Raw genomic sequence first — 14,537 nt, 5'->3', positions numbered from 1 at the left:
GCCATGATCAAGAGATTGCAGCTGCACACCAGAGCGCTCTCGCGGCGCAGCTTCCTCATCACCATCGGCGTCACCGGCATCGCAGTTGCGTTCGGAGGACTGCTCCAGGACGCCTCAGGCGCCAGCGTGGCGCCGACGGTCGAGGGCAGCTACCGGCCGAACGCCTGGCTGACCATCGCGGCCGACGGCACCGTAACCATCATGTCACCCGCATCCGAGATGGGGCAGGGTATCATGACGACGCTACCGCTGCTCATCGCCGAGGACATGGACGCCGACTGGCACAAGGTTCGCGTCGTCCAGGCTCCGTCCGACGCAGAGAAGTACGGCAACCCTGGCTTTTACGGTGTACAGCTCACCGGTGGCAGTGAATCCACGCGGGGCTATCACAATATGCTGCGCCTGGTCGGCGCCCAGACCCGCAAGATCATCCTGGCAAGTGCCGCCGCCATGCTGAACGTTCCGGTGAGCGAACTCACGACGGAGCCCAACCGGGTCGTGCACGCGCGATCGGGCCACTCGCTCGACTACGGCGAGGTCGCCGCGGCCGGCGCACTTCCGGATCCGCTGCCGCAGGCGACCGATGCCGATCTGAAGCCGAGCGATCAGTGGCGCTATATCGGAAAGCTGACGATACCGCGTGTCGACGTGCCCTCGAAGGTCGACGGCACCGCAATCTTCGGCATCGACGTGCAGCTTCCTGACATGCTGTACGGAGCGGTGCTGCGGGCGCCGGTTCAGAGCGAACAGCCGGAAACCATCGACGATGCCGAAGCCAGGGCCGTGCCGGGCATCACGCAAATCCTGCCGTTGCCTTACGGCGTCGGCATCATCGGCGAAACGGTCGAGGCGACGAAGCGGGCCAAGGACCTGCTCAAAATTGTGTGGACCACGTCGTCGCGGATCCGTAGCTACACCAGCGATCGGCTTTTGGAAGAATATCGCCGCATTGGCCGCGACCTCGCTCAAACCGGCGTCAGCGCTGCCGCGGAGGGCGACGCACAGGCCGCGATCTCGAAGGCCGCAACTGTCATCGAGGTCGATTACATGAGCGACCATGTTCACCACGCGACCATGGAGCCGATGAACGCCACGGCGCTGGTGACGGGCGATGCGGTTGAAATCTGGGCGCCGACGCAAGGCCCAACAGGCACTCAGGGCTTTGCCGCGGAGGTAGCAGGCACCACCCCTGACAAGGTCAAGGTGAACACCACCCTGCTCGGTGGCGGCTTTGGCCGCAAAGCCGAGGCCGACTTCATCGTTGATGCAGTGTCGCTGGCCAAGGCGGTGCAAGGCCGCCCGGTCAAGGTCATCTGGAGCCGCGAAGACGACGTCCAGCATGGCAAATACCGGCCGCTCGAGGCGCAACATGTGCAGGTCGGGCTCGACGTCGACGGCAACATCGTCGGCTGGCGGCACCGCATCGTGGCGGATTCCATTTTTGCCCGCACGATGCCGCAGCTGTTCGAGAGCGAAGGCGGCCACGACAGTGTGGTGACCGAAGGCGCGCATTTCAACTATGCCGTCCCCGCGCATCAGATCGAGTATATCCGTAGGGATAACGGCCTTGATATAGGCTTCTGGTTCGGGGTCGGGGTTGGCTATACTAGGTTCGGCATCGAATGTGTCATCGACGAAATCGCGACCGCCAAGGAGGTCGATCCTGTGGCGCTTCGGCTCGAGCTCCTGAAAGACCAGCCGCGAGCGCGCAAGGTCATCGAGACCGTCGCGCGGATGGCGGAATGGGACCGCCAACGCGACGGGCGGGCGCTGGGCATCGCCTATTCCGATGCCTTTGGCTCCCACTGCGCCGAGATCGCCGAGGTCTCGCTTGACCGCGAGACTGGCGAGATCCGCGTGCACACCGTGTGGTGCGCTGTCGATCCGGGAATAGCGGTACAGCCGCGCAACATCGAAGCGCTGATGATTACCGGGATCACAGGCGGCGCCAGCCATGCGCTGTTCGAGCAGATCAACATCGTCGATGGCGAGGTGCAGGAATCGAACTTCGATACCTATCGGGTGATACGCATGTCCGAGGCGCCCGACATCAAGGTCACCGTGATTCCAACGCCCGAGAATCCGATCGGAGGCGTCGGCCAGGTCGGGCTGCCGCCGATCGGTCCCGCAATCGCCAACGCGGTGGCGCGGCTCACCGGCGGCGTGCGGCTCCGGCACTATCCGTTCCTGCCCGAGCGGGTGCTGGCGGCGCTCAACGCCTGAATTGAAGGTGCTCACCACCTCGCCTCGTTGCGCTCATGGCGGTCGTCTGGATGATTCAGGCGACCGCCATCGACCGGGAACGCGAGGGCCATCTATCCCCGTCGATCGCGAAATGCGGTCACGACACGAAGTGAGAGATCCATATGATCGTCGTCACCACACCTACAGGCAGCATCGGCCACCAAGTCCTTGAGACTCTCCTCGGCAGCGACGAGCCTATCCGCGTGATCGCGCGCGACCCCTCCCGTCTGCCCTCGCACACGCGGGAGCGCGTCGAGGTCGTGCAGGGGTCGCATAGCGACATCGGCGTCGTCAACAAGGCGTTCGCTGGCGCCGACGCCGTGTTCTGGCTGGTGCCCCCAAACGTCCACGCCGAGAACGTCGAGGCAGCCTATGTGGATTTCAGCCGGCCGGCCTGTGACGCGATCAAGAGCCGGGGAGTGAAACGGGTCGTCGCCGTGTCGGCCCTTGGTCGCGGGACGGCGGTGGCCGGGAAGGCCGGACATGTGTCAGCGTCGCTGGCAATGGACGATCTGATGCGAGCACGGGCGTGAGCTACCGGGCGCTGACGATGCCTTCGTTCATGGACAACATCTTGCGCCAGGTGGCGCCGATCAGGAGCCAGGGTGTGTTCTTCTGGCCAATCTCCGGGAACCGCAAGCTTCCTACCTGCGCCACCCGCGACATCGCCGCTGCCGCCGCCAAGCTGCTGCTCGACCCCACCTGGAGCGGACAAGACTGTGTCCCAATCCTCGGCCCAGAGGACCTGTCCTTCAACGACATGGCGCAGATCATGTCGCAGGTGCTGGGAAAACCAGTGCGCTTTGAGCAGATCTCCTTCGAGGCATTCAGAGCGGGTTTCATCGAACGCGGCGCCTCCGAGGCTTTCGCGCAGGGTATGGTCGACATGCTGGAAGCCAAGAACGAAGATCTCGATACCGCCGAGCCGCGCACTCCACAGTCCACCACCCCCACAAGCTTCCGCCAATGGTGCCAGGACATACTGAAGCCGGCGGTCCTCGGCTAATGCATGTCGCGCAAAAGTGTGCAGCGGTTTAGCGATAACGACATGCATAAGACAACAATCTAAAGCGCGTCGTCGGTCGAACGCGACGCGCTTTAGTCAGCGTTCTTCCCGGCGAAACGGCTTGAGCAGCGCCGAAGGCGCGACGGCGTTGCGCGACATCACCGCCATGGCGACGATGGTGAAGATGAAGGGCAGCATCAGGAACGCCTCATAAGGGATGTGGCCGAGCCCGCTCGCCTGCATGCGCAATTGCAAGGCATCGACGAAGGCGAACAGCAGGGCCGCTCCCGCCGAACGCCAGGGGTCCCAGCGGCCGAAGACGACGAGCGCGATCGCCACCCAGCCGCGCCCTGAGACGAGGCCGAAAGTGAAGGCGTTGAACTGCACCATCGACAGGAAGGCCCCAGCCAGCCCCATCAGGGCGCCGCCGAGGATCACCGCCTGGAAGCGCGTGGCGATAACGCCGACGCCGGCCGAATCGGCGGCGCGCGGATTTTCGCCGACCATGCGCACGGACAGGCCCCACGGCGTCCGGTAGAGCACGAAGGCGGCCAGGGGAACGGCAAGCATCGCCATGTAGACCAGCGAGAACTGGTTGAACACCGCTGGTCCGAGCACCGGGATGTCGGAGAGAACAGGAATCGGCAGCGTTTCGAAACTCTTGATGCTGGGCGGCACCGATTGCTGGCCGAAGATCAGCCGGTAGAGGAAATAGGCAAGCCCCGATGAGAACAGTGTCACGCCGATGCCGCAGACGTGCTGGCTGAGGCCGAGCGCCACCGTGAACAGCGCATGCACGGCACCCATCAGCGCACCGGTGACAACTGCCGCAAGCACGCCGAGCCACAGGCTGCCGCTGAGGCTGGTCGCGGTGAAGCCGGTCATCGCCGACAACAGCATGATGCCCTCGATGCCGAGATTGAGCACGCCGGCCCGCTCGGAGAACATCTCGCCCAACGTCGCAAAAGCCAGCGGCGTGGCGATGCGGATGATGGCGGCGAGGAAGCCGACCTGAAAAATCTGTTCGAGCACCACGCTCATTTGGCTGTCCCCACGCGGCGGATGCGGTAGGCGGTGAACAGCAGCGCCACCAGCATGGCGAGCAGCGCGGTTCCCTGGATGACGTCGCTGAGGAAGGCCGGAACGCCGGTGGCCCGCGACATTGCCTCGGCACCGGTCATGACGGCGGCGAGGAAGAGCGCCGCCGGCACCACGCCGAGCGGGTTGAGCCTCGCCAGCATGGCGACGACGATGCCGGAATAGCCATAGCCCGGCGAGATGTCGCTCATCACCTGGAAATGCACGCCGCCGACCTCGCCGGCGCCGGCAAGCCCGGCCAGCGCGCCGGACAGCAGCGCCGTCGAGATCAGCACGCGCTCGACATGGATACCGCCATAGCGCGCAGCTTCGGGATTTTCGCCGATGACCCTGATCCTGAAGCCGAGCGTCGTGCGCGCGATCAGGAACCAGACGACCGGCGCAGCAAGGAACGCCGCCACAACGCCGAGATGCAGCCGCGTGCCTTCGAGCAGCACCGGGAAATTCGCGGAATCCTCGATCGGCGGTGAGATCGGGTAGCCGCTGAACGTGTCTTTCCACGGGCCCTCGATCAGCGCCATCAGGGCGTAGAAGATGACCGAGTTGAGCAGCAGCGAACTGACTACGTCATCAACACTAAATTTGACGCGCAGCGTCGCTGGCACCAAGGCGACTGCGGCACCGGCGGCAGCGCCTGCCACCGCCATGAGAAGCATGGCGAGCGGCCCCGGCATCGGGATGGCGCCGACCGCGCAGCTCGCCACCGCACCGGCCAGCAACTGCCCCTCAGCGCCGATGTTCCAGAATTTGGCACGGAAGGCGACGGCGACGGCCAGCCCGGTAAAGATCATCGGGGTCGCGCGCACCAGCGTTTCGGTGATGGCGTAGCTGTCGCCCAGCGACGCCGAGAACATCACGCCATAGGCTTCGATGACGCCGGCACCGGCCAGCGCGATGAGGCCGCTGCACAGTACCAGCGTTGCTCCGATCGCCAGCAGCGGCAGAGCGAGATTGAACCAGCCGGGCGTGCTGGTGCGGGCTTCGAGGCGAAACATCAGGCTGTCCCCTCCGCCCCGGTCATCATCAGGCCGAGCCGCGCAATGGTGGCGTCGGCGCTGGCGAGCGTGCCGACGATCCGTCCCTCATACATCACCGCGATGCGGTCGCAGAGCATGAGCAGCTCTTCGAGATCCTCGCCGAGGACGATGATGCCGCAGCCCCTGCCACGCATGTCGAGGAACTTTTCGTGGATGAAGCGCGCCGCACCGATGTCGAGACCGCGCGTCGGCTGCGACACGATCAGCACCTTGGGGTCGAAGGCGAGCTCGCGCGCCAACAGCGCCTTTTGCAGATTGCCACCGGACAGCACTCCGGCCCGCGTCATCGGTCCGGGGCAGCGTATGTCATAGGCCTTGATCTGCGCTTCTGCGAAGGCGCGGATCGCATCCGGCCTGAGCAGGCCGTTGCGGCTGAACGCCCCCGTGCCGATGCGCGGCAGCACCATCGAATCCGCCAACGGCAAATTGGTGACCAGCCCGGTCGTCATCCGGTCTTCCGGAATGCGCCCGAGCCCGAGCGCCTGCACCTCGCGAGGCGAGAACCGCGAGACCATTTTGCCGGCTATCGTCATCCGGCCGGCATCGGGCGCGCGAACGCCGGAGATCACCTCGGCAAGCGCCCGCTGGCCATTGCCCGCGACACCGGCAATGCCGAGGATCTCGCCGGCACGCACGAAGAGCGATACGTGGCGCAGCGCCATGCCGGAATGCCTCGACGTCGAGATGCCGTCGAGGGTCAGCACCGCGGCACCTGGCGTCGATGGTCCCCTGGCCGGCGGAACGATCTCGTGGCCGCACATCAGCCGCGCCATCTCCGAGGATGTCGTGCTTGCGGGGGTATCGACGCGCCCGGTCACGCGGCCATGCCGCAGCACCACGCAGCGATGGGTGAGCGCCCTAACCTCGTTGAGCTTATGCGAGATGAAGATGATGCCGAGGCCCTGGGCCGCCATCGAGCGCAGCGCCGAAAACAGCCCGTCGACCTCTGTCGGCGCCAGCACCGCCGTCGGCTCGTCGAGGATCAGCAGCCTTGCACCGCGAAACAACGCCTTGACGATTTCGAGCCGCTGCTGCTCGCCGATCGATAATGCCGAGACGGGAAGGTCCGGATCAAGCGTGAGCCCGTGCTGCCGGCCGATCTCGCCCAGCCGCGCCAGCCCGCCGACGCGATCGATCCGGCCCGACTTTCCGGGAATGCCTATCAGCAGGTTTTCCAGCACCGAAAGCCGCGGTGCGAGATGAAAGTGCTGGTGCACCATGCCGATGCCGGCGGCAAGCGCGTCGGCCGAGCTGTTGATCGTCACCGGCCGGCCCTGAACCAGGATCTCGCCGACGTCGGGCGCATAGGCGCCGAACAGCACGTTCATCAGCGTCGTCTTGCCGGCGCCGTTTTCACCCAGCAGCCCGAGAATCTCACCCGGCGCGACGCTGAGATCGACGGCTTGGTTTGCCTTGACGGCGCCGAAGCTCTTGGAGATGCCGCGCATTTCGATGAGTGGGGCGGGCAAGATGGGGCTCCCGGTGAGAGATGGCGCGGATACCCTCCCCGTTGAGGGGAGGGTGCCGAGCGAAGCGAGGCGGGAGGGGTCATCTCAGCTGCCTCGACCTTTAGACTGATAAGGATGGAGCGCGTCACAGCGGACCCCACCCGGCCCTGCGGGCCACCCTCCCCTCAAGGGGGAGGGCTGCGCCGCTCAATCCGAAACCGGCGTGTTCTCGTCCACATCGACGCGGAAATTGCCGTCGAGGATTTCGGCCTTTTTCTTCTCGACCAGCTCCTTGACGTCGGCGGGCAACGTCTTGTCGAATTTGTGGTACGGCGCCAGAAAGGAGCCGCCCTTAGCCATGCGCGAGAAATCACCGTAATCCTGCGCGGTGAAGACGCCGGCCTTGACCAGTTTGATCGCGTGCTCGACCGTCGGATACATGTCCCACACCGGGCCGGTTATCACCGTGTCCGGGCCGAGGTTGGACTGGTCGGACATGTTGGAGATGGCGAGGATCTTCCTCTCGACCGCCGCTTCGATGACGCCGAAACGTTCGGCATAGATCACGTCGACACCGGCGTCGATCTGGGCGATAGCCGCTTCCTTGGCCTTTGGCGGGTCGAAGAAAGAGCCGATGAAAGCGACCTTCCGCTTGATGTCAGGATTGACCTCCCGGGCGCCGGCAAAGAAGGCATTGACCAGCCGGTTCACTTCCGGAATGCCCATCGCCGCAACGGCACCGATCGTGCCTGATTTCGACATCTTTCCGGCGATCAGGCCGGAGAGATAAGCCGGCTCGTGGATCCAATTGTCGAAGACTGCGAAATTCGGCTCGGCCGGCCCGGCGCCGGAGCCGAACAGGAATGCGACCTTCGGAAACTGCTTGGCCGTCCGGCGGGATTCCCGCTCGGCCGCGAAAGCATCGCCGAGAACCAGCTCATAGCCACCTTGCGCGTATTCGCGCATCACACGGCTGAAATCGGCCGTCTGCACCTTCTCCGACCATTTGTACTCGATGCCGAGTTCCTTCTCTGCCCTCTGCAGGGCGACATGGATCTGGTGGACCCATGGCTCCTCGGTCGGCGTGGCGAAGATCGCCGCCACCTTCAGCTTCTTGTCCTGAGCTAAGGCCAGACCCGGCAGCATGGTTGCTGCCAGGCCGAGCGCGCCCAGTTCCAGAACGCTGCGTCGCGAAAGCCCTTCGCATTTCGACTGGACTTTGCTCTTCCCATTTTCCATTGCATGCCCCTCTGATTGGCGCCGTGGCGAGCCGGCTGTTTCTTTGAATTGTCAGCTGGGGAACTATGGAACGGAGCCTCACCTTTGTCCACATGGTCAAATTTGTCGGGGGAGCTGCAGCTGCCGCCCGCCGTGGCAAACCGCGGCCGGCGCTCGATATTGTTTTACTGCCGTTCCAGCGCCACGGCGATGCCTTGCCCAACGCCGATGCACATGGTGGCGAGCGCATAGCGGCCGCCGCGCTCCCTGAGCTCCAGCGCCGCAGTGCCTGATATGCGCGCACCCGACGTGCCGAGCGGGTGGCCGAGTGCGATGGCGCCGCCATTCGGGTTGACGTGCTCCGCGTCCTCGGCAATGCCGAGCTGGCGGAGCACGGCGATGGCTTGGGAGGCAAAGGCTTCGTTGAGCTCGATGACGTCGAAATCTGCCGGCCTCAGCCCGAGCCGCGCACACAGCTTCTGTGTCGCCGGCACGGGGCCGATGCCCATGATGCGCGGCACCACGCCGGCGACCGCACCGCCGAGGATGCGGGCGATCGGTGTCAGCCCATATTTCTTAACGGCAGCTTCCGAAGCGACGATCAGCGCCGCGGCACCATCGTTGACGCCCGACGCATTGCCGGCCGTGACCGTGCCGCCTTGCCGGAACGGCGTCGGCAATTTCGCCAGCGCCTCGATCGTCGTACCCGCGCGTGGATGCTGGTCCTTCGAGACGACGACCGCGTCGCCCCTGCGCTGCGGGATCGCTACGGGAGTGATCTCCTTCGCCAGCCGGCCATTGGCCTGCGCGGTCACCGCCTTGTCCTGGCTGCGCACGGCAAACGCATCCTGGTCCGCGCGGGAGACGGCGAACTCTTCCGCGACATTCTCGCCGGTCTCCGGCATCGAATCGATGCCGTACTGCTCCTGCATCAGCGGGTTGACGAAACGCCAACCGATGGTGGTGTCGTGAATCTCGGCATTGCGGGAGAAGGCCGTCTCCGCCTTGGGCATGACGAAAGGGGCACGGCTCATCGATTCGACGCCGCCTGATATCATCAGCTCCGCCTCGCCCGCCTTGATAGCGCGTGCGGCGATGATGATGGCATCCATGCCCGAACCGCAGAGGCGATTGACGGTCGAGCCGGAAACCTCCTTGGGCAGCCCGGCCAGCAGCAGTGCCATGCGCGCGACATTGCGGTTGTCCTCGCCGGCCTGGTTGGCGCAGCCATAGACGACGTCATCGACCGCGGCCCAATCGATGCCGGGGTTGCGCTCGACCAATGCTCTCAGGGGGATCGCGCCAAGGTCGTCGGTGCGGATCGAAGACAATGACCCACCAAAGCGTCCGATCGGCGTGCGAATGTAGTCGCAGATATAGGCCTCGGCCATCTAACAGCTCTCTTTTGCGTTTCCCTGCTACGGCCCCGCTCGCTTGCGCTCAATGCTTGATGCGGTCGCGCATGGCGTACCAGAGCATGCCGAGCACATAAAGCGGACCGCGCAGGGCGGTGCCGCCGGGAAATGGCAACGGCCTCAGCGTCGAAAACAGATTGAGCCGCGAAGTATCGCCCGTGATTGCCTCGGCGAGCAGCTTTCCCGACAGTGTCGACAGGATCACGCCCTTGCCGGAATAGCCATGCGCAAAATAGACCTCGCCATAGTGGCCGACGTCCGGCAGGCGCGATGTCGTCACCGAGACGAGGCCGCCCCAGGCATGGTCGATGCGGCGGCCGCGCAATTGCGGAAAGGTCTTTTCCATATGCGGCCGCACGAAGCCGGCAATGTCGGCGGGCGGCGACGGCGTGTAGCGCTCGCCGCCGCCGAACAGCATGCGTCCGTCCGCCGACAGCCGGTAGTAGTTGACCACGAAGCGGGTGTCGGAAACGGCGACATTGCTAGGAATGACGTCGCTCGGGTCGTCCAGCGGCTCGGTGGCGACGATGTAGTTGCCGACCGGCATGATGCGGCTGTTGACGCGCGACTCGAGCCCCTGGAGCAGCGCGTCGCCCGCCAGCACGACATGCCTGGCCCGGACCGAGCCCTTGGCCGTCGCAACCCTGATGGCAGGTTCCCGCTCCAGCCGCAGCGCCACCGAATTCTCGTGGATGGCGACGCCTGCCGCTGCCGCGGCGCGGGCAAGACCCAGCGTGTAGTTCAGCGGATGCATATGGCCGCCGAGTTTCTCGTACATCGCGCCGTGATAGGGCGTGTTCACCATTCCACGCGCCTGCGCCGCCGACAGCATCTCGACGTCATGAAAGTTCATCACGCTGGCAAGGCAATCGGCCTCTTCTTCGAGGTCGCGCAGGTCGGAGCCATTGACCGCACCGGCGAGGTGGCCGGTCAGCCGGAGGTCGCAATCGATGGCGTTGCGCTCGATCAGGTCGAGCACCAGTCCGCGCGCCTCGAAGGCGAGATCGAACAGCGCCCGCGCCCGTTCGGGCCCATAGAGCTTGACCAGCCCCTTGGCGCCCTTGCGAAGGCCGGGAATGATCTGGCCACCATTGCGCCCGGACGCCCCCCAGCCGATCTTGCCGCCTTCGAGGAGCACCACCTTCAGCCCGCGCTCGGCGGCATGAAGGGCTGCGGAAAGGCCGGTGCAGCCGCCGCCGACCACCACCAGATCGGCGTCGATGTCGCCCTGCAGCGCCGAATGCTCCGGAGCCGGATTGGCCGTCGCGACATAGTAGGATTTGCCGATATCCAGGCCGGAGTTGAAGCCCATCATCAAACCTTGAGCAGCAGGTGGTCGCGTTCCCAGCTGGTGACGACGCTTTGGAACAGATCAAGCTCGACGCTCTTGACGCGCAGATAGGTCTGGAAGAAATCCTCGCCGAGCAACTCCCGAACCGGACTGCACGCAGCGAAACGGTCGAGCGCCTCCTCCATGGTTTTCGGCAGGGTGCTCTTGCTGCGATAGGCATTGCCCGATGCCTCTGGCAAGCGCGAGAGCTTTTCTTCGACGCCGAGATAGCCGCAGAGCAGCGAGCCGGCCATCGCCAGATAGGGGTTGGCGTCGGCGCCGGGCAGCCGGTTTTCCACCCGCCGCGCGACCCGCCCGCCGGCCGGCACGCGCAGGCCGCAGGAGCGGTTGTCGTGCGACCACTCGATGTTGGCCGGGGCGCTGTGGTTCGGCCGGATGCGGCGGAACGAATTCACGTTCGGCGCAAACAGCGGCATCACCTCCGGAATGTATTTCTGCAGGCCGCCGATGAAATGCCCGAACATCTCTGTATCGTCCTCGTCACGCCCGGCAAACAGCGTGTTCCCGGCCTCGTCGATGACCGACATGTGGAGATGCATGGAGCTGCCGGCCTGTGCGGCGATCGGCTTGGCCATGAAGGTCGCGTGCATGCCATATTCCTGCGCGGCCTGGCGCGTCATCCGCTTGAACAGCAGCACCTTGTCGGCCAGCGGTAGCGCGTTGCCATGCAGGAAATTGATCTCGAGCTGCGCCGTGCCCGATTCATGGATCAGCGTATCGAGCGGCAGCCCGGCCGCGGCGGCATAGTCGTAGAGGCGCCGGATCACTGGCTCGAATTCCTCCAGCGCCGCCATGTCATAGGGATGCTGCACGGTTTCGGAACGGCCATTGCGCCCGACCGGTGCGCTCAACGGCCGATCGGGATCGGGATTAGGCGCGGTCAGGTAGAATTCGAGCTCCGGAGCCACCACTGCCCGCCAGCCGCGCTGGCGGTAGAGATCGAGCACGGCCCTCAAGACATGACGTGGCGAGGCCATCCACGGCCGGTCGTCCATGTGAAACGCATCGGCAAAGACGTAGGCCTTGCCTGCTCCGGCACCGGGTGCCAGGCAGAGCGTCGCAACGTCCGGCACCATCCGCATGTCGGGGTCCTGGTAGCCGAAGCCCTCGTCGTTGGAACCGGAATAGCGGCCGTCGATGCAGACCAGGAAGGCGCTGCTCGGCAGGTAGAGCGCGCGGTCTTCGAGCGACTTCAGGAACTTGGCCGTCGGCAAGGTCTTGCCGCGCAACACGCCGTTCACATCCGGCACCAGGCACTCGACTTCCCTGATCCCCTGCTGCTCCAGCCATCCCTTCGGATCGTCCGTCGGGGTCATTTGCGATGCATCCGTTGTCGTGGTGTTGAGCATCAGGTCACGTCCTTACGAGGGCGAGAATGGCTTCGGCGGCGATTTCGGTTCCCGGCGCCCGTGCCATGGTGGCCGCATTCTCCTTGAGACGAAAGCGCATCTCGCTGTCGGCCATTAGGCCAAGGATGGCGTTTTCCAGTTCGTCGTCGCTCCAGCCATCGCGGCCGATGTGGCGGCCAACGCCGGTTTCCTCGGCGCGTTGCGCATTGTCATGCCCGTCCCAGCAATAAGGCATGATCAGCGACGGCACGCCGAAACGCAGCGCTTCGCAAAAGCTGTTGTTGCCGCCGTGATGGATGAAGAGATCGGATTTCGCGACGACCGACGGCTGCGGAAACCAGGCGTCGAGATAGACATTGTCCGGAACCGCGCGATAAGTGTCGCGCAGACCGCCGACATTGACGATGAACCGAGCCGGAAGCCGGTCGAACACGGCGAGCATGCGCTCGATCAGGCCGACATCCATTGCGCCCAGGCTGCCGAAGCTGAGATAGACCAGCGGCCCGTCATTGCGCGGAAAGACCGGCAGGTCGAACGGCCCTTCCGAACGAACGCAGCCTTCGAGATAGACGAAGCGGGCCGGGTCGAGCTGCTTGGCCCGCTCCCTGCGCACGATCGTTGGGGTCAGCAGCAAATTGAGATCTGGCGAAGCTTCGAGAAAAAGACCCTTCGGCAAGGGCGCAAGACCGGCGTCGATCCGAAGCCGGTTGAACCGGTCATGCGCCGGAGCGACCGCTGCCAGATAGCGCACCTCGAAGGCCGCGCGGCTCGGGTCGTCGGCGGCGAGGCCGGACAGATAGGGTGGTACATTGGCGTCGGGAAGCTCGGTTTCGGCGCAGGAGACGACGCGCACCCACGGGCCGCCGGCGGCAGCCAGCGCCGGAAACATGATGACATTGTCGAGCACCACGGCGTCCGGCTTCAGCCGGGCCAGCAAATGGCGCAGCGGCGCCTCGGCATTGACCGCCGTATCGACGATCGCTTCCCAGGTCGGGGCGACGTAGGTTTCGAGCTGGTCGATCGGGCTCAGCCTGAAATGCGGCAGATGCCGGCGCACGAACGCCTGCCAGTAGCTTTGGCGTTCGCTGTCGGTCAGCGGCTCGTCGGTCGGCAACTGGTATTCCTGAAAACCGTAATCGGCAAACACGCCGGAGAAGCCGGCATGGCAGATGAACACCGGCCGGGCGCCACGGGCGCGCAAGGCTTGCGCGATACCGACGCAATTGAGCGCGGCGCCGAAGCTCGCTTCGGGAAACAGGGCTATGGTCGGGCTGGCTTTGCGCTTCACTACGGTCCTCGTGAGTCCGGCCGGCTGATCATGCCGAACAATGCGGGGGCCCCGCGACTGGCCGCCTGCGGCCGCTGGCTGCGGGAGAGCCGCAGGTGGACGCGAAGCAGATCGGCTGCAACCTCATACTGCCGGCTTTCCAATTGGTCGAGTATGGTCAGGTGCTCGCGCAGCGATTGCTTCAGCCGGAAGACGTTGACCCCGGCATAGGTCCCCGGCAGCCGGCGCAGCCTGAGATGGTCGGACAGCGCGTCGGTGACGAACCGGTTGACGGCGCCGTCGGCGATCATGCCGTGAAAATCGATGTCCAGCCGCTGGAACTCTCTGATATCGAATCCGGCATCGGGCAGCGCCAGCAGCGTTTCCATGCCCTGGCGCAAGGCTGCCGCGCGCGTCCCGTCCAGCCGAAAGCCGGGCGCCAGAATGGCGGCGGGTTCCAGCAGCAGGCGGAACTCATAGCTTTCCCCTTGTGCCTCCGGATCGTCAGGCGCCCGCCTGAAAAGCCAGGCCTGCCCCGGTGCACGGTCCAGAAGATTTTCCTCCGTCAGTTTCTTTAGTGATTTTAGTACCGTCTTTCGTTCGGCACCATAACGCCGCATCAGCGCGCCGATGGTCACCGTTTGATCCAGTCGGCGCGCCGATCGATCGCGCAGGATCATCTCCGCGAGCTCGTCTTCCTCGGCGCTCGGCAGGTCGGCTGCAACGGTCGCCTGGTTGGTGAGGTCGACGGCCAGCCGATAGCCCGATTCAGCCTCCCAGCGCACGACACCCTTTTCGGTGAGCAGGCGCAAAGCGGCTCGCACCGGGGTTCGAGAGACGTTGCAGAGCGAGGCGATCTGCTGTTCCGGGAGATGAGCGCCGGCCTCGAAGCCGCGCTGCCGGGCCACATCGAGAATGCGCTGAGCGAGATCGAGATGGTTGGTGCGCGGTCGTCTGGCGGCGGCTTGCATGGCGATTTCTCATGAACGGCTTGACCGCTACGGTCTGACCGATCGCCCTTATAGGCGCGTTCGGCGATTTCGCAGCGACGTGCCAAATTATGGATTGACGTACTTTTTTCTGCAATAGTACTGTAGGGTCAAT

12 protein-coding genes are annotated in these 14,537 nt (G+C 64.9%); 3 read left to right on the top strand and 9 right to left on the bottom strand.

Annotated elements, in window-relative coordinates; all coding sequences use genetic code 11:
• The first annotated feature begins 3 nt into the window (after positions 1-3).
• The 3 genes from EN807_RS05790 (at position 4) to EN807_RS37375 (ending at position 3,250) form a co-directional block, all read left to right on the top strand.
• Positions 4-2,223: a molybdopterin cofactor-binding domain-containing protein gene (locus EN807_RS05790; RefSeq protein WP_135934225.1), complete on the top strand. Its 2,220-nt coding sequence runs from the start codon at positions 4-6 to the stop codon at positions 2,221-2,223.
• Between the two features lie 143 nt (positions 2,224-2,366).
• Entirely contained in the window at positions 2,367-2,777 is a 411-nt protein-coding gene (locus EN807_RS37380) for an NAD(P)H-binding protein (protein ID WP_281405192.1), read from the top strand.
• Entirely contained in the window at positions 2,774-3,250 is a 477-nt protein-coding gene (locus EN807_RS37375; RefSeq protein ID WP_281405191.1) for an NmrA family NAD(P)-binding protein, read from the top strand. The genes EN807_RS37380 and EN807_RS37375 overlap by 4 nt, the downstream gene beginning before the upstream one ends.
• A 96-nt stretch (positions 3,251-3,346) precedes the next feature.
• On the opposite strand, the gene EN807_RS05780 is transcribed toward EN807_RS37375, so the two are convergent.
• The 9 genes from EN807_RS05780 to EN807_RS05740 form a co-directional block, all read right to left on the bottom strand.
• Positions 3,347-4,291: an ABC transporter permease gene (locus EN807_RS05780; RefSeq protein ID WP_135934224.1), complete on the bottom strand. Its 945-nt coding sequence runs from the start codon at positions 4,289-4,291 to the stop codon at positions 3,347-3,349.
• On the bottom strand, positions 4,288-5,343 hold the full coding sequence (locus EN807_RS05775; protein ID WP_127315203.1) for an ABC transporter permease: 1,056 nt from the start codon (positions 5,341-5,343) through the stop codon (positions 4,288-4,290). Before EN807_RS05775 ends, EN807_RS05780 begins: the two co-directional genes overlap by 4 nt.
• Positions 5,343-6,854 carry an ABC transporter ATP-binding protein gene (locus EN807_RS05770; protein ID WP_135934223.1) on the bottom strand — a complete coding sequence of 504 codons (1,512 nt, stop codon included), beginning with the start codon at positions 6,852-6,854 and terminating at the stop codon, positions 5,343-5,345. Before EN807_RS05770 ends, EN807_RS05775 begins: the two co-directional genes overlap by 1 nt.
• 186 nt (positions 6,855-7,040) lie before the next feature.
• Entirely contained in the window at positions 7,041-8,072 is a 1,032-nt protein-coding gene (locus tag EN807_RS05765) for a BMP family protein (RefSeq protein WP_127315205.1), read from the bottom strand.
• A 164-nt stretch (positions 8,073-8,236) separates the two neighbouring features.
• Positions 8,237-9,442: a 3-oxoadipyl-CoA thiolase gene (gene pcaF / locus EN807_RS05760; RefSeq protein ID WP_135934222.1), complete on the bottom strand. Its 1,206-nt coding sequence runs from the start codon at positions 9,440-9,442 to the stop codon at positions 8,237-8,239.
• Between the two features lie 49 nt (positions 9,443-9,491).
• Positions 9,492-10,781, bottom strand: a complete 1,290-nt coding sequence (locus EN807_RS05755; RefSeq protein WP_135934221.1) for an FAD-binding oxidoreductase — start codon at positions 10,779-10,781, stop codon at positions 9,492-9,494.
• Complete coding sequence (locus tag EN807_RS05750) at positions 10,781-12,166, bottom strand: glutamine synthetase family protein (RefSeq protein ID WP_135934220.1); 1,386 nt, start codon at positions 12,164-12,166, stop codon at positions 10,781-10,783. Before EN807_RS05750 ends, EN807_RS05755 begins: the two co-directional genes overlap by 1 nt.
• A gap of 4 nt (positions 12,167-12,170) precedes the next feature.
• Positions 12,171-13,454 carry a glycosyltransferase gene (locus tag EN807_RS05745; protein WP_135934219.1) on the bottom strand — a complete coding sequence of 428 codons (1,284 nt, stop codon included), beginning with the start codon at positions 13,452-13,454 and terminating at the stop codon, positions 12,171-12,173.
• Complete coding sequence (locus tag EN807_RS05740) at positions 13,454-14,404, bottom strand: GntR family transcriptional regulator (protein ID WP_135934218.1); 951 nt, start codon at positions 14,402-14,404, stop codon at positions 13,454-13,456. The genes EN807_RS05745 and EN807_RS05740 overlap by 1 nt, the downstream gene beginning before the upstream one ends.
• Positions 14,405-14,537 lie beyond the last annotated feature (133 nt).

The organism is Mesorhizobium sp. M5C.F.Ca.ET.164.01.1.1 (genome assembly GCF_004792125.1).
GTDB classification, from domain to species: Bacteria; Pseudomonadota; Alphaproteobacteria; order Rhizobiales; family Rhizobiaceae; genus Mesorhizobium; species Mesorhizobium wenxiniae.
Note: the sequence above shows the minus strand (reverse complement) of the source record. Positions and strands in the feature narration are given on the sequence as shown.

Bases quoted from the DNA above. Each gene is read 5' to 3' on its own strand.
- EN807_RS05750 (WP_135934220.1), bottom strand. From the start codon at position 12,166: ATGCTCAACACCACGACAACGGATGCATCGCAAATGACCCCGACGGAC.
- EN807_RS05765 (WP_127315205.1), bottom strand. From the start codon at position 8,072: ATGGAAAATGGGAAGAGCAAAGTCCAGTCGAAATGCGAAGGGCTTTCG.
- EN807_RS05740 (WP_135934218.1), bottom strand. From the start codon at position 14,404: ATGCAAGCCGCCGCCAGACGACCGCGCACCAACCATCTCGATCTCGCT.
- EN807_RS05775 (WP_127315203.1), bottom strand. From the start codon at position 5,343: ATGTTTCGCCTCGAAGCCCGCACCAGCACGCCCGGCTGGTTCAATCTC.
- EN807_RS05790 (WP_135934225.1), top strand. From the start codon at position 4: ATGATCAAGAGATTGCAGCTGCACACCAGAGCGCTCTCGCGGCGCAGC.
- EN807_RS37380 (WP_281405192.1), top strand. From the start codon at position 2,367: ATGATCGTCGTCACCACACCTACAGGCAGCATCGGCCACCAAGTCCTT.
- pcaF (WP_135934222.1), bottom strand. From the start codon at position 9,442: ATGGCCGAGGCCTATATCTGCGACTACATTCGCACGCCGATCGGACGC.
- EN807_RS05755 (WP_135934221.1), bottom strand. From the start codon at position 10,781: ATGATGGGCTTCAACTCCGGCCTGGATATCGGCAAATCCTACTATGTC.
- EN807_RS05780 (WP_135934224.1), bottom strand. From the start codon at position 4,291: ATGAGCGTGGTGCTCGAACAGATTTTTCAGGTCGGCTTCCTCGCCGCC.